Consider the following 18,754-nt stretch of genomic DNA (forward strand, 5'->3'; position numbering starts at 1 on the left):
CCCGCTGGCTGTTGGCTTCCGTATCGACTCCTGTTAAAACGTCCTTTCGTAAAAATTTTTCACTACGGCAGGAAATATGAGTGGCAGTCAGACCTTAGTGGTCAAGTTGGGTACCAGCGTTCTTACCGGCGGCTCTCGCCGGTTAAATCGGGCGCACATGGTGGAACTGGTTCGTCAGTGTGCGCAGCAGCATGCCGCAGGCCACCGCATTGTGATCGTCACTTCTGGCGCGATGGCCGCCGGACGCGAACATCTGGGCTACCCCGAACTGCCACCCACCATCGCCTCAAAGCAGCTGCTGGCTGCGGTGGGGCAGAGCCGTCTGATTCAGCTGTGGGAACAGTTATTCTCCATCTATGGCATCCATATTGGTCAGATGCTGCTGACCCGTGCCGACATGGAAGATCGCGAACGTTTCCTGAATGCCCGCGATACGCTGCGCGCGTTGCTGGATAACCACATTGTGCCGGTGATCAACGAGAACGATGCGGTTGCTACCGCTGAAATCAAAGTGGGCGACAACGACAATCTTTCGGCGCTGGCGGCGATGCTCGGCGGTGCCGACAAGCTGCTGCTGCTGACCGATCAGCAGGGTCTGTTTACCGCCGATCCGCGCAACAATCCTGACGCTGAGCTGATCAGCGACGTCCACGTGATCGATGATGCGTTACGCGCGCTCGCGGGTGACAGCGTATCCGGTCTCGGCACCGGCGGTATGTCGACCAAGCTTCAGGCGGCGGATGTTGCCTGCCGCGCCGGAATAGACGTGATTATCGCCTCGGGCAGTCGCAGCGGTGTGATCAGCGATGTGATTGACGGTAAGCCGGTTGGTACGCGATTCCATGCACAGCAATCGCCGCTGGAGAACCGTAAACGCTGGATTTTCGGTGCGCCACCGGCGGGCGAACTCACCGTCGATGACGGGGCACTGGCGGCCATCATTGAACGCGGCAGTTCGCTGCTGCCCAAGGGCATTCGCGCAATCCAGGGGAATTTCTCGCGCGGTGAAGTGATCCGCATCCGCAGCCTGCAGGGCCGGGATATTGCTCACGGTGTTTCTCGCTACAACAGTGACGCGATGCGCATGATTGCCGGCCATCACAGCCAGCAGATCAGCGAAATTCTGGGATATGAATATGGCCCGGTGGCCGTTCACCGCGACGACATGATCGTCAGTTAAGGAGCGGACAATGCTTGAAGAGATGGGAAAAGCGGCGCGTGCCGCAGCGTATACCGTGGCCGATCTGTCGACGGCTGAGAAGAATCAGGTTCTGATGACCATTGCTGACCGCCTTGAGGCGGAGAGCGCAGACATTCTGGCTGCTAACGAGCTGGATTTAGCCGATGCGCGTCAGAACGGCATGAGTGCCGCGCTGTTAGACCGGCTGACACTCAACCCGCAACGCCTCGCCAGCATCGCCAGCGATGTGCGTCAGGTCTGTCAGCTGGCCGATCCGGTGGGACAGTTAATCGACGGCGGTCAGCTCGACAGCGGACTGCGTATTGAACGCCGTCGCGTGCCGCTGGGCGTTGTTGCAGTCATTTATGAGGCGCGTCCTAACGTCACGGTTGATGTCGCCAGCCTGTGTCTGAAAACCGGCAACGCCGCCATTCTGCGTGGCGGCAAAGAGACCTGGCGCACCAATGCGGCCACCGTCCGGGTGATCCAGAACGCGCTGAAACAGCACGGTCTGCCGACGGCTATCGTGCAGGCGATTGAAAATCCGGATCGCGAGCTGGTGAATCAGCTGCTGAAGCTGGATCGCTACGTCGATATGCTCATCCCGCGTGGCGGAGCCGGGCTGCACAAGCTGTGCCGGGAAAACTCCACTATCCCGGTGATTACCGGCGGCATCGGCGTCTGTCACATCTACATTGATGAGACGATGGAGATTGAACCGGCGCTTGATCTGATCGTCAACGCCAAAAAACAGCGTCCCAGCGCCTGTAACTCGCTGGAAACGCTGCTGGTGGATCAGGCGATGGCCGAACGTTTCCTGCCCGCTTTCAGCGCGCGTATGGCGCAGGAAGGCATCGCGCTGCATGCTGACAGCAACGTGCTGGCGCAGCTGCAGCAGGGCCCGGCTTCGGTCATCCAGGTTAATCCTCAGCAGTACAATGATGAGTGGCTGTCGCTGGACCTTAACGTCAAATTAGTGGCGGATATGGATGAGGCGATCGATCACATCCGTACGCACGGCACGCAGCACTCGGATGCCATCCTGACCCGTGACACCCGCAACGCCGCGCGTTTTGTTCGTCAGGTCGACTCCTCAGCGGTCTATGTTAACGCCAGCACCCGCTTCACCGATGGCGGGCAGTTTGGCCTGGGTGCGGAAGTGGCGGTCAGTACCCAGAAGCTGCATGCACGCGGGCCAATGGGATTAGAGGCGCTGACCACCTATAAATGGATTGCCTGGGGCGACGACACGCTCCGGTCATAGCTACGATAATTTTTAACAAAACGGGAGTCTTTCAGAGACTCCCGTTTTTTTTAGCCCGGCTTTCCGGTCCAGTGAAAGATAGAGTTTTCTGCCCGCCTGATCAATTTTCATTCCGATTTCGTCACCGTTGCCCGTTATGCTGGCTGAATTTCACGCAATTTCTTACGGAACATTCCTGAAAGCCGGGGCTGTATGCGGCCTGAGGCAATATTTTTTGTTCAGCTGCAGGCCGAAGCGGATAATGATAATTAGAAATGCTTGATAAAGCGGTTAGGTAGTAAACGAGCGGTAATATAAAATGAACTGGTAGCAATAATGAAAATAACATCCAGTATCTCTTCTATGGCTGATTATTAACTAATGGTTAAAAAAGAAAGTACAAGACAAGCTTTCACCACCAGGCTGATAGCGGCCTGTGAGAGTGCCGGCATTGTCGGACATGGACGAAACAAACAGGTTGCCAGAGCCCTGCAGCAGCAGGGCTGTAAGATTTCAACACCAGGAGTGTGGAAGTGGTTTAACGCGCAGTCAGTGCCTGATGGCGGCAATTTACTGGCGCTCAGCCAGCTGCTGGGAGTCAGGGTAGAGTGGCTGCAATACGGTATGGAACAACCCGCAGACCCGGTAACGCTGAGTACGTTTACCGGCCATAAGAATGTGTTTCGGGTGGATAGCCTTGATATCGGGCAGCGAAGCGCTGCGGGTCTGCCCGCGCGTGATGAGTTTGTAGAGACCATCCAGGCGATCGAATATGGTCTGGATGAGGCGCGGGTGCTATTCAACGGGCGGCCGGCGGAGAACATCCGGTTAATTGCCATCAATAGCGACTCTATGGCTGACACCTTTGCACCGCGCGATCAGCTGTTTGTGGATATCAGCGTGCGGATGTTCGACGGTGATGGCATCTATATTTTTACCCTCGATGAGCAACTCTATCTCAAGCGTCTGCAGCTGCAGCATAAGAAAATTGCTGTAATTTCAGATAATAAACGCTATGAAACCTGGTATCTCAATCACGACGACGTTACCAGCCTGAAGGTCCTGGCAAAAGTGATCATGAGTCAGGCGCGTCACTATCAGATCCTCGGCTAAGGCCGCTTTTGCCGCCTTTCTCAGACAGGCTGCAAAAAAATAATCGGCATAAATTCATAAATTTAACCAGCAGTAAATAAAAAATTAACCAACAGTGTTTGATAAAGCATAAGAACCTGTTAATAATTTGGATATGGATGAACGAAGCAGTTCTTTCACGGATGAGCCGCTCTTAAACAATTGAGGCGCTGCACAAGCGCGAATCATACCACCCAAAAGTCAGTGAACTTTGGGATGGGGTGGATGCGCAAAATGCAGCGTCGTCAGATGCCGTTTATTTCCCCTCGCTTACTTTCCACCTGGCTGCTAACGCAGCCGGGCGGCGAGCGTGCGAGCGCGATACACGTCATTCGGGCCCGTTCGGATCACCGAAAGCTCGCGCCTGCCACCCCATCGCCAAAGACTCATTCACAGGAGGAGTTATGGCGATAATTCACTATGGCAAAAGCGTTTTTGTGGGCAACGCACGTACTCGTCGCCATCGGCGGCGCCAACCTCTCAGCAGCCTGACTCAGAGCATCGACCAGGCCCTGAACTTCCCAACTGAACCCCCCGTCCTGAGACGTGCAGAGCAAATCTGCCAGCGTCAGGTCGCCCCGCGCGTTGATCGCGCAATCACTGCACCCCGCGTCACCAGTCAGGAAACACCCAGTTTCGACAATTGCTGTCTTCCGCATGTTCACCTCTACGCCGTGAGCTGAAGCGCGAAGAAAGCGTGCATTTCCGTTCCGGCTAACTCTTCGTTATCTCCAGCTCTCACTGGACGCAATTTGCTGAATTAATGTTCAGTTTTGCTGCAGGGTCAGTCAGGCCTCTTGCCGCGCCTGAACGGGTAATGATCAGCAGGCGTTATGTATTTCTTTTCACAATGGTGAATTGCTTTAACCCGTCATTAAGGAGTCGTTATGAGCCAGATAATTGCAGTACTGAATTTTGAAGAGGGATATGTCGACACGCCTTACCTCGACACGCTGGGCTTTCCCACGGTCGCGGGCGGTATCCGCATCGGGCCTAAGGGGGCATCGCTGAGTAATTACACTTTCCGCGTGCCACGGCGCGTCGGGGATGTCTGGAAGCAGTGCATTCTTGAAAACAAAGTTCAGGAGATGCAGGGCACGGATCTGCTGCGTAACGCGCTGGCGAAGTGCAATGACGCCCGCACGGATGTGTTGCTGAGCATGACCTATCAGCTGGGCGTCGAAGGCGTTATGCAGTTCAAAAACATGCTCACCGCCATCGCTGCTGAACAATTCAATGAGGCAGCTGACGCGATGATGAACAGCCTCTGGGCCCGCCAGACACCGGGCCGCGCCCGGCGTCATGCGGAGATGATGCGCAGCGGAACCTATGCGGTTTACAGGGGGCTGCTATGAGATGGCTCATGTTTCTCGTCGCCGTACTGACGGCGATCATCATCCTGCTGCTGTTGCAGCGCTTCACCACCCTGCAATTTGTCTCTCATGCCCGCCTGCTCTTCAAAACCTGGTCCGTCTGGCTCGCGTCGCTGGGATCCATGCTCAGCGCCTGGGCACAGTCATTCCCTTCTGCCGCCGTTGATGCCTGGAACGTGCTGCCGGAGGACGTGAAATCGATTCTGCCACACAACTACCTGGGGTTTGTGGGGGCGTTCATGGTGGCGATGGGCGTGATTGCACAATTTGTTCGTCAGAAAAATCTGCTTAACGCGAAAGAGCAAACGGAAGGAGCGAAACCATGACGCTGATTACCACTTTACTGGGCGGCAGCTGGCACTGGCTTGCTGCACTGGCCGGCATCATTGCGGCACTGGGCGCCAGTTATTTCGGCGGCAGGAAAATCGGCAAAGTGCAGCAAAAAGCGCGATCTGACGTCGCAAACGCGCAACAGGAGGCGTCCCGCGTCAGCGCAGTGGCGCAACAACAACAACATAACCGCGAGGAGGCTAACCGTGTGGCGACTGACAACCATAGCCTTGATGACGCTGCTGCTCGCGACAAGCTGCAGCAGTCGAAATACCACAAACCCTGAGCCGGTGGCGATCACCGACTCTGCCTGCGTACTTTTTTCCCCTCTTTATACCTACGGCGATGACGCGCAAAAAATGGACGTCAGGACAGTGCGCGCCATCAACACCCACAACGACATGTGGGACACCCTTTGCGGCCATCCGGCTGCGGCTAAGTAGTGCGCTGATGGTCAGCGCGATATCTCAATGATCCTGAGGAGGATTCTATGATCGAAGTTAACTCTTTTGCTGAACTGCGCACCACTGTTCCACCAAAATCAGGTGAAGTCGCGAGCCTGAAACGCTATTACGACAAAGACTCCAGCTTCCGTGGCGGTGCAGACTTTGTCGGTTTCCTCACCACCACGCCGCTGAAAGATGATGGCGGTACAGTGGCGGTGGGTAACGGTTTCTACTGGAAGCGCACCATCAACGATCCCGCCGAAGTGAATATCCTGCACTTTGGCGCGAAAGGGGATGGCGTCACAGATGACACTGATGCCTTTAAGCGCATGCTGGCATGGACGCAGAGCTACAACACCTATGCGAAAGCGATTCCGGTACGTTTTCCGGGTGGTCGCTTCCTGATTTCACCTATCGATATCAGCGATACAGAGTTGCCGTTCTTTGGTCTGGCAGGTGACGATATCGAACTCGGCTCGTCACCGCGCACCACTATTATTTCTGACAAAAGTGCTACTCCGGTGTTTAAGGTTAATGCGCGTAAAATCGCCATCAAAGGCATCTGCTGGCACGGACAGGCTAATGCCGGGACTGTCGACACCACACTCAAAGTCACCGTCACGCCTGAACAGTGCAGCAACGTTCAGCCGTTCTTCGAAAACACGATTGTCGGCGGCCAGATCGTCAATATCTTCTGCTTCAAGGCGCAAAGTACCGGGGGAACCGTCTTTAAGCTGCAGGATACGCTCGACAGTAAGTTCGATCAGATCTACACCTCCACGACCTATTCACGCGTGTTTGATGTCGGCTGGTCAAACACACCGAAGGGGAACTGGGACCACTCAACCGCCATTGAGCTCTGTAATGCCAACTTCCAGTCGGGCTACGGCGACGCCACGCTCTACATGCCGCGCGTTACGCAGGGCGTCATACGCAACGTCTGGATTGAGCACACGACTAACCCGGGTGATCTGTCGGACGGCGGCTGGAACATTGAGACGCTCAATATTGAAGATTGCGCCACGCCGCTCAATCTCAATAATGCCCGCGTGGTAATGCGCCATATTAACCTCCAGGCGGGGGCGAAAATTACTAATGATCTGGCCGGGAGTAAGTGGTTATCGACCTTTGAATATGGCTATCGTCGGGATGAGAACTACGGCACATTCATGACCGGTTCGCTGCGTGCTGGCTATTATAGCGGCTATAAAGTGGTGAATAACACCGCGACCGACAACTGGTATCGGCTGGGGCAGCTCTATTTCCCGGCGCCTAACCAGCAATGGGTGATGGAGCTGATCAGTAAAGCGGATGCCACCACGCCGTCCGGCACCGCCGGTTCACCGGTCAATATGCCTGCCACTGGTAAAACCCTGATCAACCTGCAGCGACTGGAGACGGTCTGGGCCGATGCTTACCACATGGGACAGCCTTCCGTGCTGGACATTCGTTATGGCCGGGTAGGGACCACCTATGCCGTCATCTGGGTCAAGCTGAAAGCCAACAGCGGCGAGACCATGTTCAACCTGAAGACCACCGGTCCGACCCGTTTCGACACCGGTTCCTGCTCGCTGTTCCAGTCGGATATGTCGGTGGTGACGGACATCACCAATATCAGCAACCTGAAACCTGCGGCACGCTTCGGCATGCACAATGGACTGGCAGGTATTGGTGCTAACGAGAAGGGCGTGGTGACGCTCGCGACCGCTGCGGGTACACCGACCAATAAAACCGCGCCAACCGGTTTTGTGCTGATCAATATCAACGGCGTTGACCGCAAGGTTCCTTACTACGATTGATGATCGGCATGTTTTGGGCGAGGCTCCGGCCTCGCCCTTTTTTAACCGGTAACAAAAGTCAGGTGAAAATATCATTGTCATATGGGGAAATATGAATGCTTTTCAAACAAGTGCACTTGACGTAATAACGGCTCTTTTTTACCGTAGCACCCGTACTTCTCACCCTTGCCGGTGTAGCTCAGTTGGCAGAGCAGCGCATTCGTAATGCGAAGGTCGCAGGTTCGACTCCTGTTTCCGGCACCACTCCGCTCTTTTTCAGCCTCACGCCGGAATAAATTTCTGCAGGCCATTCTTAAGCCTTCATTCTGATTAAAGAACCCACACTGAGAATTTACCGTCGCCAGCCGCTATCTGCTGGTGCGGCAGGGTTTGTCTGCCATAAACAATGCGCGCTCTGGCCAGGTTGTCAGTCCGGAACGCTGAACCGTTCACTCATCGCCGCTAAGTTCAGGCCACGCTATTTGCGTTTAATTTGAATAACGGCTTGCGTCGCCTGGTGAAGTGTGGCCTAATGAATCGTCGGTTTGATTAACAGACACTATCAAAGTAAGTAACCAAAGCAGTTCTCATCTCTAAGTTTGTCGCGAGACATCCCTTCTTTTTGAGTCTTCTCTTACGTTCTGATTAAAATCTGTTCTCAGGCCATTATGCCGGAAGGCTCGATATATTAAGGATTTAAGCATGTCTAACAAAATTCGCGGTACCGTTAAATGGTTTAACGCAGAGAAAGGCTTCGGTTTCATCTCTCCTGCAGACGGCAGCAAAGATGTATTCGTACATTTCTCTGCAATCCAGGGCACCGATTTCCGTTCATTAGACGAAGGTCAGCAAGTTGAATTCACAGTAGAAAATGGCGCCAAAGGCCCAGCTGCTGCGAACGTTGTTGGTCTCTAAGGACTGAAAATTACTTTTAAATGTCCTCACTGTAATGGCTCACAGTTTCGTACATCACATTTTGATGTTACAAGAGCCAATCCGCATGGAGCGAAATGCATTTTCTGCAAATCTGTCGTTGTTCAGGTGAACGCGGCGAGGATTGCAATTCAGAGCCAGCTTCGCGCTCTCTGATAAAGGCTAGTGAGCTTTATAGCGTTGTTGCATTTACAGTAATAAAAGGCTGCCTCTGGCAGCCTTTTTTGTTTTCTGCTGTTTCCCCTCCGCAATTCCTCATCCTTTCTTCTGTACCCGCCGGAATACCTTAGCTTCCCTACGTAATGCTTTACTCAACCACCTGTAACCTGTTCGCTTACTGTCACCGATCTGAAACAGGCCCGCCGGAGCAGGCCATTAAAGGGAATCAGCGAAGCACGGGTTGCAGTGCGAGCTTGCCGGTGTTAAACACGCTCATCGCCTGCGCCATACGCTCAGCCTGATCCTGCAGTGCCTGTGAAGCAGCTGATGCTTCCTGAACCAGCGCGGCGTTCTGCTGCGTTACCGCTTCCATCTGGGTAATCGCCTGATTGATCTCATTGATGCCGCTGCTCTGCTCGCTGCTGGCAATGGTGATTTCGCTCATGATGTTCGCCACGCTCTGCACGCTGTTTACCACTTCACCGATGGTCGAACCCGCATGAGTGACCAGTTTGCTGCCTTCATCGACTTTAGCGACCGAATCTTCAATCAGTACCTTAATCTCTTTGGCCGCGGAGGCTGATCGCTGTGCCAGATTACGCACTTCACTTGCAACCACCGCAAAGCCGCGACCCTGTTCACCCGCCCGCGCCGCTTCAACGGCGGCGTTCAGAGACAGAATATTGGTCTGGAAGGCGATTGAGTCGATAACGCTGATGATATCGACAATTTTGCGTGAGGAGAGGGCGATCGCTTCCATCTTCTCGATCACTTTTTCCATGACCACGCCACCCTCACGCGCTACGCTGGAAGTCGTCGATACCAGGTGATTAGCTTCACGTGCGTTGTCGGCATTGTGTTTCACGGTCGACGTCATCTGCTCCATGGCAGAGGCGGTCTCTTCCAGCGAACTGGCCTGCTGTTCGGTGCGGGTCGAGAGGTCCAGGTTACCACTGGAGATTTGATTAGAGGCGACTGCGATAGTGTCGGAGCCGGTGCGTACTTCAGTCACAATCGACAGCAGGTTATCGTTCATGCGCTGCAGCGCCTGCATCAGGACGCCGGTTTCATCGCGCGAGGTGACCTGCATCTGGGTACTCAGATCGCCCGCGGCAACGCGTTCAGCGACGTCAACCGCAGCAACCAGCGGACGGACAATAGAGCGGGTCAGGAAGTAGCCCAGCATAATCGCGGCCAGAATCGCCAGAGCGGAGAAAATCAGCGTGATGGTGATAGCAGACTGACCATTTTCCACAATGCCCTGACCTTCACTGCGCAGCTGCGAGTCCTGAGAGTTGGCAAAATTCACCGCATCCTGCAGGAATTTGTTCTGGGTGGCGGTCATCGATTTCAGGACATAGGCGCTGGCTGCATCAAAATTGCCCGCTTTGATCAGGCCGATCAATTCAGTTTTGACCTGCTCAAATGCCTGAGACGAGGCCAGCAGACCGGCGATCTTTTTCTTACCGACGGGTGTAACCTGGATGTCCTCAATCTTTTTCATCGCGATGTTAGTGCGTTGCGTGGCTTCATCCAGCTGACCATAACGCTTCACATTCATTTCCGGACGGTTTGTGTCGATCACCATGCCGCGCAGGTATTTGATCTGATCGTTGACGCCATCGCGCACATCAAATGCCAGTCGTACTTTCACATAGCGATCGTCAACGATCGATGAGATCGCGGTATTAATACTGTTAATTCTGGTAATGGATGTTACGCCAATCACTATCAGTAACGTCACAATAATACCGAAGGCTGCTGCGAGCCGCATTCCCACCTTCATATTCTTGATACTGAACATGTTCTCTTCCCCGTTTTATTATTAATCAGTTTGTTAGCAACACTCAGGTTCTCTGCTGTTGTGCGCAGTGCCTTGCTGATGTCTGTGGTCACAGCCGCAGGCAAAAAGGTGATCTCGCGCATACAGTTATCGGAGCACAAACATGTACCTTTAATAATTTTTAAGTAATAACGGTGCGTGAATAAATAGTCACTGAAAAGCTTCAGAAAGGGTTAACAAATAAACAAAGGGGAAACTCAGGCAAAAAAAAGGGCCGTCAGCAGGAATGCTGACGGCCCGATCCAGACAAGCATGACCGGATTCAGAAAACTAAGAAGTAGAGGCCTACCCAGAATGCGAAACTTAACGTGACGGCGGTAATCCAGGCCAGCTGGCGTAAACGGCCACGCAGCACTTTCTGAGGAGAAGGGGTAGCAGGTGCCGGTGTAACAGGTAAAGTTTCAATATGCATAGTCGGTTCCTGATCAGGCCAGCCATTCTGCTGGCTAAAAAGTAAAAACATACCGGGCATTCTTCGCGGCCCGGATTTGTTTAGCGGGCAGTGTCGAGAACGTTGAAAATCACGTCTGACAGCTCATTCAGTTCAAACTTCGCCACATAACCGTCGGCACCCACTTTGCGCACATGATCTTCGTTGGCGCTGCCAGAGAGTGAGGAGTGAATGACGACCGGCAGAACCTTGAGAATCGGGTCCCGCTTAATGTTGCGGGTCAGCGTAAAGCCATCCATCTCAGGCATCTCCAGATCGGTCAGGACCAGCGCAATTTTGTCGTGAATCGACTCGCCCGCAGCCTGTGCTTCCTGGCTCATCAGCTTAATTTTTTCCCAGGCTTCAAGACCGGTGTTAAACATCAGCGCCGGAATGCCCATGCTCTTCAGGCCCTGCTCCAGCAGCTGACGCGCCACTTTAGAATCTTCTGCCACAATGGCGACTGCACCAGGGCGATAGTTGAACGCACGTGGTCTGGCCGCTTCCGGTTCAACGCCGCGCACTGAAGGAATGATGTCATACAGAATCTGCTCAACGTCCAGCACCATCGCCAGCTCGTTGCTCTGTTTGTCGCTGTCCAGGCAGGCGATGCTGGTAATATTACGGCCGCCGATACCGGCTTCAGCGGTATGCACCTGGCTCCAGTCGAGACGCACGATGTTTTCTACTGACTCCACGGCAAACGCCTGGGTGTTACGGGCATACTCGGTCACCAGCAGCAGGTTAAGACCGGTTTCCGGCACACAGCCCGCTACTGCAGGCAGGTCGATCACCGGAATGAACTGACCACGAATACTCGCCATCCCCAGAAGCGGCGAACGCATGCCCGCGGCTTTAGTGATGGTCGGCATCGGTACAATTTCACGCAGCTTGAAGACGTTAATGCCAAACAGTTCAGACTTGCCTTTCAGCTGATCGGAACCTAAGCGAAACAGCAGCAGCTCAAACTTGTTCGATAACGCGAGGTTCGCTCTTTCATCAATCTCTTTTTGAAAATTATCCATGGTTGCCTCTGCATTAACGCAGCTGGTGAAATAGGGTGTGAACAGGTTATCGGCAGCAAACGGAAAAAGGTGAGAAGAGAAGGGTGAAATAAAACGGATGCCAATTATTGTGCCAGGCTTAACCCTGAAGGTTCAACATGGACACCTTTCCAATAAAGGAGTGTGAAATGAAAAAAGTGATTTTAGCGTCGTTGCTGGTGATGATGAGCGCGGGCGTTTCAGCTGAAGAGGGCGGATACAAAGCAGGCGATACGCCGCCGCCGCAACACAAGCAGGATGCCGGCTATAAAGGGTCAGAAGATACCGGCCAGACCCACATCGATCAGATCCGCGATTTCCGTCAGGGCGGGTATGTGACGCTGGAAGGCTACATCGTGAAGAAAGAGCAAGGCGAGCGGTATCAGTTCCGCGACAACACCGGGACCTTACCGATTATTGCCCCGAAGAAGACCTTTGATGGTAAAACCTACACCGCTGAGGACAAAGTACGCGTCAGTGGCAAGGTACAGGGTAAAGGCGATAAAACCACGCTGCACGTGTCACGCATCGAAGAGCCATAACAGACCGGGCGAGGTCATGACCTCGCCCTTTTTTATTTAGTCTTTCAGCAGAATCGCCCGGCAGGTTTTGCCTTTGATTTTGCCCTGCTTAAGTTTCACCAGCGCCGCTTTAGCCTGCTTTGCCTCAATCGCTACGTAGGCATGGGTCGGGGTCAGGACAATTTTCCCAATCTGCTCAGCGCGATAACCCGCTTCACCCGTCAGCGCACCCAGAATATCTCCCGGACGTATCTTGGCTTTACGGCCACCATCAATGCACAACGTCATCATGGCGGCAGGCAGTGGCTTACTGCTGCCCTTTTTCAGCGTGCTGGCCGAGACCCACGGCAGTTTCTGCTGCAGGAAATCTTCCAGCGCATGCGCACGCGCCATCTCATCGGCCGCGACCAGGCTGACGGCAACACCATGCTCGCCTGCACGCGCCGTACGACCAATGCGGTGCAGGTGAACTTCAGGGTCCCAGGCGAGCTGATAGTTGACCACCATCGCCAGCGATTTGATGTCGAGTCCGCGCGCGGCGACATCGGTGGCGACCAGCACACGACCGCTGCCGTTCGCGAAGCGAATCAGCACGCGTTCACGATCGCGCTGCTCAAGGTCGCCATGCAGTGGCAGGGCGCTGATATCACGCGCGTTAAGTGCTGCAGCAACATCATCACACTCACGTTTAGTGTTGCAGAAGACCACGCAGGATGAAGGCTGACGATCGCTGAGCAGGGCTATCAGCAGGCCCAGTTTTTCATTGTGGCTGGCTTCAAAGAACTGCTGGTCGATTGAGGGCAGTTCGCTGACATCTTCAGTGACAACGCTCAGTGCATCACGCTGAAAGCGGGTGCTGATAGCGGTGATACCGTCGGGCCAGGTAGCGGAAAAAAGCAGCGTCTGACGCGAGGCGGGCGTCGCTTCAATGATCGTTTCCATATCATTGAGGAAGCCCATCTCCAGCATCCGATCCGCCTCATCCAGCACCAGCGTGCTGAGCTGGTCCAGCTTGAGGTTTTCGCGGTTGATGTGGTCGAGGATACGACCCGGCGTGCCGACCACAATATGCGGTGGATGCACCAGCGAATCACGCTGCGCGCTCATTGGCTGTCCGCCACACAGGGTCAAGACTTTGATGTTGCGGGTGAAGCGTGCCAGCTGGCGCAGCACGTTACCCACCTGATCCGCCAGTTCACGGGTCGGACAGAGGATCAGTGCCTGCGTCTGAAAGCGGGTGCTGTCGATATGGTGCAGTAAACCAATACCAAAGGCAGCCGTTTTACCGCTGCCAGTTTTCGCCTGCGCACGCACGTCGCGTCCCTGCAGAATGGCGGGCAGCGTAGCGGCCTGCACGGGCGTCATGCTGGTGTAGCCCATCTCGCGCAGGTTATCGAGCTGGCTGTCGGGAAGCGAATTGAGGGTAGAAAAAGCGGTCACGGGCGCGGCCTCTGAGGCTGAAAGTGTCGGGCATTATTGCGGGGCAAGTCTGGCAGAAAGCACGCCTGACAGCAACGGGAACCTCGATGGTTAGCGGTATGAAACTAAATCTGCCGGTGCGCTTAGGAATAAGCTGAAGTTTACTGAAAAAAGGTGGTTTATTTTTATAGATTAAAGCCGGCTTAACGTGGTTGTTCCAGAGTGACGATCGGTTAATACCAGTAATTATTTTATAAGTGACCGTTTTTAAAAAAATATTTCATTGTTAATCAGATAAATCCTCAACTAAGACTCCAGTAATAGAATTAATCATTAAAAAATATCACCACTGGTGCCGATAAAAATCCTGATCTAATTGCTTTATATTTATCGCGCCATATTCCTGGTACAACGACCGGTAGAGGGTATTTGCATTGAGTAATAGCATCCAGGGACCACATGAAAATGTGCTTAAAATAGTAGGCCGCGCCGTACTGACACTGCATGTTCATGGCGAGAGTTTATCTGCGGATAAAATCGCATCCATGATCGGCTGTTATGCGGAAGATGAGCCCTGTGATCAGGAAGATCGTCGCTTATACGCGCTGGCAATGGAATTAATGTCGAATGATCAATGGGCCAAAAGCGCGTAACCCGCACTCCGCTCAGGTAAATGCAGAGCCTCCCGTGTGGAGGCTCTGTTGTTTTTAGGGGGCGTATGAGGGGGACATGTTCAGGCAGTAAGGTCGCTGCTGGCAAATCCTGAGCAGGTATGTGTTAGCCGCAGAGCAGGCTTCAGGGAGTATATGCCCTCGACAAAGACGCAAAACTGCTATCTGTGGCCCGCTATGCTTTGCTACAGGCATAGGCTCCCTTCGCTTCACGTCCGGCAGACGCTTCCCGTTTCAGGACCGTCGCTGCTGGTAAATCACGGGTACTGAGAATCTATCAGCAATAAACAAGCTTAAAGCGCAGGGAAGCCGGTCAGGAGAGGAAAGCGTCCCGCGCCAGGGACAAAAACGCCGGGAGCGTTTTTGAACAACGCTGAGCGTTGGCCCGACTACGGGCGCACCTCAGGGATGAGGTGCGTAATCGTGCGGGCCGAGCGGCCATGGATGGCTTAAGCGCCTTTTCGATCTGACCGGTTTCCCTGAGCAGGCTCGATCTCACCGCTAGCTGAGAAGGCTCAGGCCGAGGCCAGCGCAAAGACCGGCTTACCGCGTGAGAAGGTCGCCACTACCGGTGAAATGCGCGCCACGGCTTCAGCGGAACAGCTCGCTGCTACCAGCATCATGCTCGCATCATCGCCCGGCGCAGGCCACTGACGATCGCCCTGAGCAGAGAGCGGCAGCCGATCGTCTGTGGCGATGGCCAGCGCTCGCGACAGCGAGAACTCGTCCGAACCACGATAGAGCTGTGCATAGAGATTCGCTTTTTCCAGCATGCTGCCGGTGCCAAACGGGGACCAGTGATCGATCACGCTGTCGGTGCCGGTCATCACCTTTATGCCCGCCGCCTGCAATTGAGGAATCGGCATAGTGAGCCTGCCAATCGGCAACGTGGAAGCGACGCTGAACTGCTGCTCCGCCAGCCCTTCGATCATGTTATCCAGCGCACTGCCGGTGAGCGTCGCCAGCGCAAAACCGTGGCTCAGCGTCACTTTACCTTTCAGCACCGGATTCTGCGCCACGGTGTCAATCATGTACTGAATCGCCGTCACGCCAGCCGGTGAGGTTTCATGCAGATGAATATCCACACCGCGCTGATAGTCGAGCGCAATCTGAAACATGGCATCCAGCGACTTCTCCATCGCACCATCCACGTTGGTGGGATCCAGCCCGCCGACATATTCAACGCCGTTCTGCATCGCCTCACGCATCAGGCCATCAACCTGCGAATGCAGCAGGCCGTGCTGCGGGAAGGCAACAATTTCACAGGAAAAAGCAGGATGACGGGCTAATGCCGCCTGCAGATGTTCCAGACTTTTCAGGCCGCTGACCGGATCGATATTGCAATGGCTGCGGGCGCGGGTAGTACCTTTGGCGTGCAGCAGGGCGATCAATCCTTCGGCACGGGCCTGGGAGTGCGGCAGTAGCTGCGGAATCAGCACCTGCTCGCGCGCAATCATATCCATGATGGTTTTGCCCTGACGTGGACGTGGAGCCTGCCACGGACCGCCGTAGAAGGTTTTATCAAGATGGATATGCATATCCTGCGTCGCGGGCAGCAGCAGCGCCTCCTGCGCATCCCATGACGGTAGCGTGCTGTCACCCTGGCCCGCCGAGGTCAGCTGGTCAATTTTGCCGTCGCGCACGCTGATGTCGTAAAGACCGGTCCGGGTCGCGACGACGTCGTCACCCTCGCGGATAAAACTCTCTTCCAGTCGCACATTGCGCAGCAGATAGTGGTCCTGTCGGGGCAGGGCGGCGGGCTGGTCGGGATTGATGGCGGACAACGATGAGCGGGTGGCGGCACTGGCCTGACCGAGACCGGCGGCCAGCAAGCCGCCTGCGGCGGTCCAGCGAACGCTTTGCCCCAGGAAATCACGGCGGCTCGGCGAAGAGGAAATAGGCATCAGAGGCTCCTGCAAAGTGAACAAGGTCTTAATCTGACAAACGACGCGTCACCCTGCTGCGTTATTTTCCACTGACGGCTATTCGATATTTCACTGCCAGCGCAGCTTGCCGAATGCCGCCAGTGACGCCGCCAGTTCGCGCTGCAGCGGATCCTGCGGATGACGGCAGAACAGCGCCAGTTCAAAGGTATTAATCACCGGCAGACCCTGTTCAGGACCCAGAACCCGGTGCTCCGGCAGACGGCAGCTGGCAGGCAGTAACGTCAGCCCCAGCCCCTGTGCACTGGCGGCGGCCAGCGCGACCAGGCTGGCGCTGCTGTAGCTGATGCGCCAGCTTCGGCCCAGCGCATCAAGCGTCTGACAGACCTCATCGCGATAGAGCCCCTGCTGGGGAAACAGCACTAGCGGCACCGGCGTCTGCTCAAAGCAGGGCCACTCTGCACTGTCGAGCCACAGCAGCGGTTCAGGACGCGACGCCAGCGGACGGTCGCCAGCGGGCTGTTTAATCAGCATGATGTCCAGCTCTTCACGCTGCCAGGCACGACGAAGCTCCACCTGCATACCGCTCATCACATCCAGCCGCAGTTGCGGATGATCACGACTGAAGTGCGCCAGCAGACCGGCCGTGGGGGCGGCAAAATCTTCCGGCACGCCAAGGCGCAGCACGCCATCGCGCCACTGGTCACTCAGTACATCGTGCGCTTCCCCGTTTAGGGCAATAATCCGCCGGGCGTAACCTAAAAGTTTTTCGCCTTCTTCGGTGATCTGTACCTGATGCGAGGAGCGGACCAGCAGTTCTTTACCGACCATCTCCTCCAGCCGCCGCACCTGCTGGCTGACGGTAGACTGCGACAGGTGCACTCTGTTGGCGGCGCGGGTAAAGCTGGCGGTTTCGCACACCGCCACAAAGCTGAGCAGCTGTTGCGGAGTGAACATCGGCTGACGATTCATTTTTCCACTACCTGGCAGAGTAATATTTCATTTCCAGATAGTAGCGACTGCTGTCAGGCTGGCAACTTTTAATGGCGTAGATTTCATATGAAGAGAGAGAACAACCTGCTGCTGGCGGCGCTGGTGCTGGCCGGGCTGAATATGCGGCCACTGATGACTTCTGTCAGTCCGTTACTCGGTGAGCTGCGGCAGAGCATCGGTCTGTCACCGCTGGCGGCCTCGCTGCTGCCTGCGGTGCCGATGATGATGATGGGTGCCATTGCCCTGGTCAGTGCGCCGCTGATGCAGCGCTTTGCGGTACGTAAATTACTGCTGGGCGGGCTGTTGCTGCTGTTGCTGGCGCTGGTGAGTCGATGGTTTGTGACTGACGGACGCGGGCTGGTGCTGACTGCAGTGCCGGGTGGGGCGGGCATTGGTATCGTCCAGATGGCGATGCCGGGATTGATTCGTCAGCGCTTTGGCAGCCGCAGTGCGGGCGTGACCGGACTATGGGCAGCGGCGCTGATGGGCGGCGGCGGGATTGGCGCGGCGATCTCGCCGTGGCTGAGTGCACATGCTGGCTGGCAGGGGGCACTGAGCAGCTGGGCGCTGCCGGTGGTGCTGGCTATCCTGCTCTGGCTGTTGATCACCACCACGCCACCCGCAGCCCGCACGGAGGCCGACGCAGTGCCTTCGTTGTGGCGAAAAACCCGCGCCTGGACGCTGGCGCTGAGCTTCGGGCTGGTGAACGGCGGTTACGCCATTTGTGTTGCCTGGCTGCCCGATTTTTACCATCAGCGTGGCTGGAGTGCGCAGGCGGGCGGTTCACTGCTCGGTATGATGATCGGCTGTCAGGTTACCGGTGCGCTGCTGCTGCCGTTGCTGGCGCGAGGCCGCGATCGTCGTCCATTGCTGCTGCTCACCCTGGCTATGCAGTTCTGCGGCATGCTCGGCTTCCTGTTTGCACCACAGCTGGCACCATGGTTCTGGGCGGGGATAGCGGGCTTCGGGCTGGGCGGGGCGTTTCCGCTGGCACTGGTGCTGGCGCTGGATCATCTGGAGCAGCCCCAGGCTGGCGCGCGGCTGGTGGCCTTTATGCAGGGTGTCGGCTTTATTATTGCGGGCAGCATGCCGTTTATCGCCGGTCAGCTGCATGCGCTCACCGGAAATTTCACCAGCGTCTGGATTCTGCAGGCGACGGTCACGCTGCTGCTGATTGTGCTTAATCTGCGTTTTCATCCGCACAGCTATCAGCACGCTTTCCCGGAGATAAATTGCTGATTTTGGTCCGACCAATTCCGGTAATATTTTTCTCTGGTTCACACTCCGGGAAAATTCGCCCAACTTCTGTTGCCATATATTAACAATGCATTAACTATCTGTTGCCATAAGCCCCAATACAGCGGTTTGGTCTGACCAA

At 55.3% G+C, this 18,754-nt stretch carries 18 protein-coding genes and 1 tRNA gene; 13 read left to right on the forward strand and 6 right to left on the reverse strand.

Annotation, left to right across the window (positions count from 1 at the left end):
- Positions 1-76 precede the first annotated feature (76 nt).
- The 11 genes from proB (at position 77) to ymcF (ending at position 8,570) form a co-directional block, all read left to right on the forward strand.
- Positions 77-1,180, forward strand: coding sequence for a glutamate 5-kinase (proB, locus tag AC6I8E_RS03990; RefSeq protein WP_013356908.1), 1,104 nt, complete (start codon positions 77-79; stop codon positions 1,178-1,180).
- A 10-nt stretch (positions 1,181-1,190) separates the two neighbouring features.
- Entirely contained in the window at positions 1,191-2,444 is a 1,254-nt protein-coding gene (proA, locus tag AC6I8E_RS03995; protein WP_033731689.1) for a glutamate-5-semialdehyde dehydrogenase, read from the forward strand.
- A 360-nt stretch (positions 2,445-2,804) separates the two neighbouring features.
- Positions 2,805-3,536: a S24 family peptidase gene (locus AC6I8E_RS04000; RefSeq protein ID WP_013356910.1), complete on the forward strand. Its 732-nt coding sequence runs from the start codon at positions 2,805-2,807 to the stop codon at positions 3,534-3,536.
- Between the two features lie 422 nt (positions 3,537-3,958).
- On the forward strand, positions 3,959-4,237 hold the full coding sequence (locus tag AC6I8E_RS04005) for a transcriptional antitermination N peptide (protein ID WP_033731690.1): 279 nt from the start codon (positions 3,959-3,961) through the stop codon (positions 4,235-4,237).
- Positions 4,238-4,441: 204 nt separating this feature from the next.
- A complete protein-coding gene (locus tag AC6I8E_RS04010; protein ID WP_497824458.1) occupies positions 4,442-4,909 on the forward strand; it encodes a glycoside hydrolase family protein in 468 nt (155 codons plus the stop codon).
- Positions 4,906-5,253, forward strand: coding sequence for a DUF7940 domain-containing protein (locus tag AC6I8E_RS04015; protein WP_013356912.1), 348 nt, complete (start codon positions 4,906-4,908; stop codon positions 5,251-5,253). The genes AC6I8E_RS04010 and AC6I8E_RS04015 overlap by 4 nt, the downstream gene beginning before the upstream one ends.
- A complete protein-coding gene (locus AC6I8E_RS04020) occupies positions 5,250-5,543 on the forward strand; it encodes a hypothetical protein (RefSeq protein ID WP_013356913.1) in 294 nt (97 codons plus the stop codon). The genes AC6I8E_RS04015 and AC6I8E_RS04020 overlap by 4 nt, the downstream gene beginning before the upstream one ends.
- A 204-nt stretch (positions 5,544-5,747) precedes the next feature.
- Positions 5,748-7,502 carry a putative phage tail protein gene (locus tag AC6I8E_RS04025; protein ID WP_013356914.1) on the forward strand — a complete coding sequence of 585 codons (1,755 nt, stop codon included), beginning with the start codon at positions 5,748-5,750 and terminating at the stop codon, positions 7,500-7,502.
- Between the two features lie 167 nt (positions 7,503-7,669).
- Positions 7,670-7,745 (forward strand) — tRNA-Thr (locus tag AC6I8E_RS04030).
- Between the two features lie 438 nt (positions 7,746-8,183).
- Positions 8,184-8,396 (forward strand): transcription antiterminator/RNA stability regulator CspE, encoded by a 213-nt coding sequence (gene cspE, locus AC6I8E_RS04035; protein ID WP_003854408.1) that lies wholly within the window; start codon positions 8,184-8,186, stop codon positions 8,394-8,396.
- A 3-nt stretch (positions 8,397-8,399) separates the two neighbouring features.
- A complete protein-coding gene (ymcF, locus tag AC6I8E_RS04040; RefSeq protein WP_098053076.1) occupies positions 8,400-8,570 on the forward strand; it encodes a cold shock small protein YmcF in 171 nt (56 codons plus the stop codon).
- Positions 8,571-8,799: 229 nt separating this feature from the next.
- On the opposite strand, the gene AC6I8E_RS04045 is transcribed toward ymcF, so the two are convergent.
- From AC6I8E_RS04045 to AC6I8E_RS04055, 3 genes are all read right to left on the reverse strand, one after another.
- The gene (locus AC6I8E_RS04045) at positions 8,800-10,377 is read right to left on the reverse strand and encodes a methyl-accepting chemotaxis protein (RefSeq protein ID WP_013356915.1); all 1,578 of its coding nucleotides are present in this window, start codon (positions 10,375-10,377) and stop codon (positions 8,800-8,802) included.
- A gap of 301 nt (positions 10,378-10,678) precedes the next feature.
- Positions 10,679-10,828: a hypothetical protein gene (locus AC6I8E_RS04050; protein WP_497824459.1), complete on the reverse strand. Its 150-nt coding sequence runs from the start codon at positions 10,826-10,828 to the stop codon at positions 10,679-10,681.
- Between the two features lie 80 nt (positions 10,829-10,908).
- Positions 10,909-11,871: a chemotaxis protein gene (locus tag AC6I8E_RS04055; protein ID WP_013356916.1), complete on the reverse strand. Its 963-nt coding sequence runs from the start codon at positions 11,869-11,871 to the stop codon at positions 10,909-10,911.
- Between the two features lie 167 nt (positions 11,872-12,038).
- Between AC6I8E_RS04055 and AC6I8E_RS04060 the strand changes: the two genes are divergently transcribed.
- Positions 12,039-12,431 (forward strand): YgiW/YdeI family stress tolerance OB fold protein, encoded by a 393-nt coding sequence (locus tag AC6I8E_RS04060; protein ID WP_033731697.1) that lies wholly within the window; start codon positions 12,039-12,041, stop codon positions 12,429-12,431.
- A 36-nt stretch (positions 12,432-12,467) separates the two neighbouring features.
- On the opposite strand, the gene dbpA is transcribed toward AC6I8E_RS04060, so the two are convergent.
- From dbpA to AC6I8E_RS04075, 3 genes are all read right to left on the reverse strand, one after another.
- Complete coding sequence (gene dbpA / locus AC6I8E_RS04065) at positions 12,468-13,850, reverse strand: ATP-dependent RNA helicase DbpA (RefSeq protein WP_147788591.1); 1,383 nt, start codon at positions 13,848-13,850, stop codon at positions 12,468-12,470.
- Positions 13,851-15,015: 1,165 nt separating this feature from the next.
- Entirely contained in the window at positions 15,016-16,404 is a 1,389-nt protein-coding gene (locus AC6I8E_RS04070) for an amidohydrolase family protein (RefSeq protein ID WP_497824460.1), read from the reverse strand.
- Between the two features lie 90 nt (positions 16,405-16,494).
- The gene (locus tag AC6I8E_RS04075; RefSeq protein ID WP_497824461.1) at positions 16,495-17,355 is read right to left on the reverse strand and encodes a LysR family transcriptional regulator; all 861 of its coding nucleotides are present in this window, start codon (positions 17,353-17,355) and stop codon (positions 16,495-16,497) included.
- Positions 17,356-17,442: 87 nt separating this feature from the next.
- On the opposite strand from AC6I8E_RS04075, the gene AC6I8E_RS04080 reads away from it, so the two are divergent.
- Positions 17,443-18,615, forward strand: a complete 1,173-nt coding sequence (locus AC6I8E_RS04080) for a cyanate transporter (protein WP_497824462.1) — start codon at positions 17,443-17,445, stop codon at positions 18,613-18,615.
- Positions 18,616-18,754 lie beyond the last annotated feature (139 nt).

The organism is Pantoea sp. X-Soil-YNGN-785, from assembly GCF_059730585.1.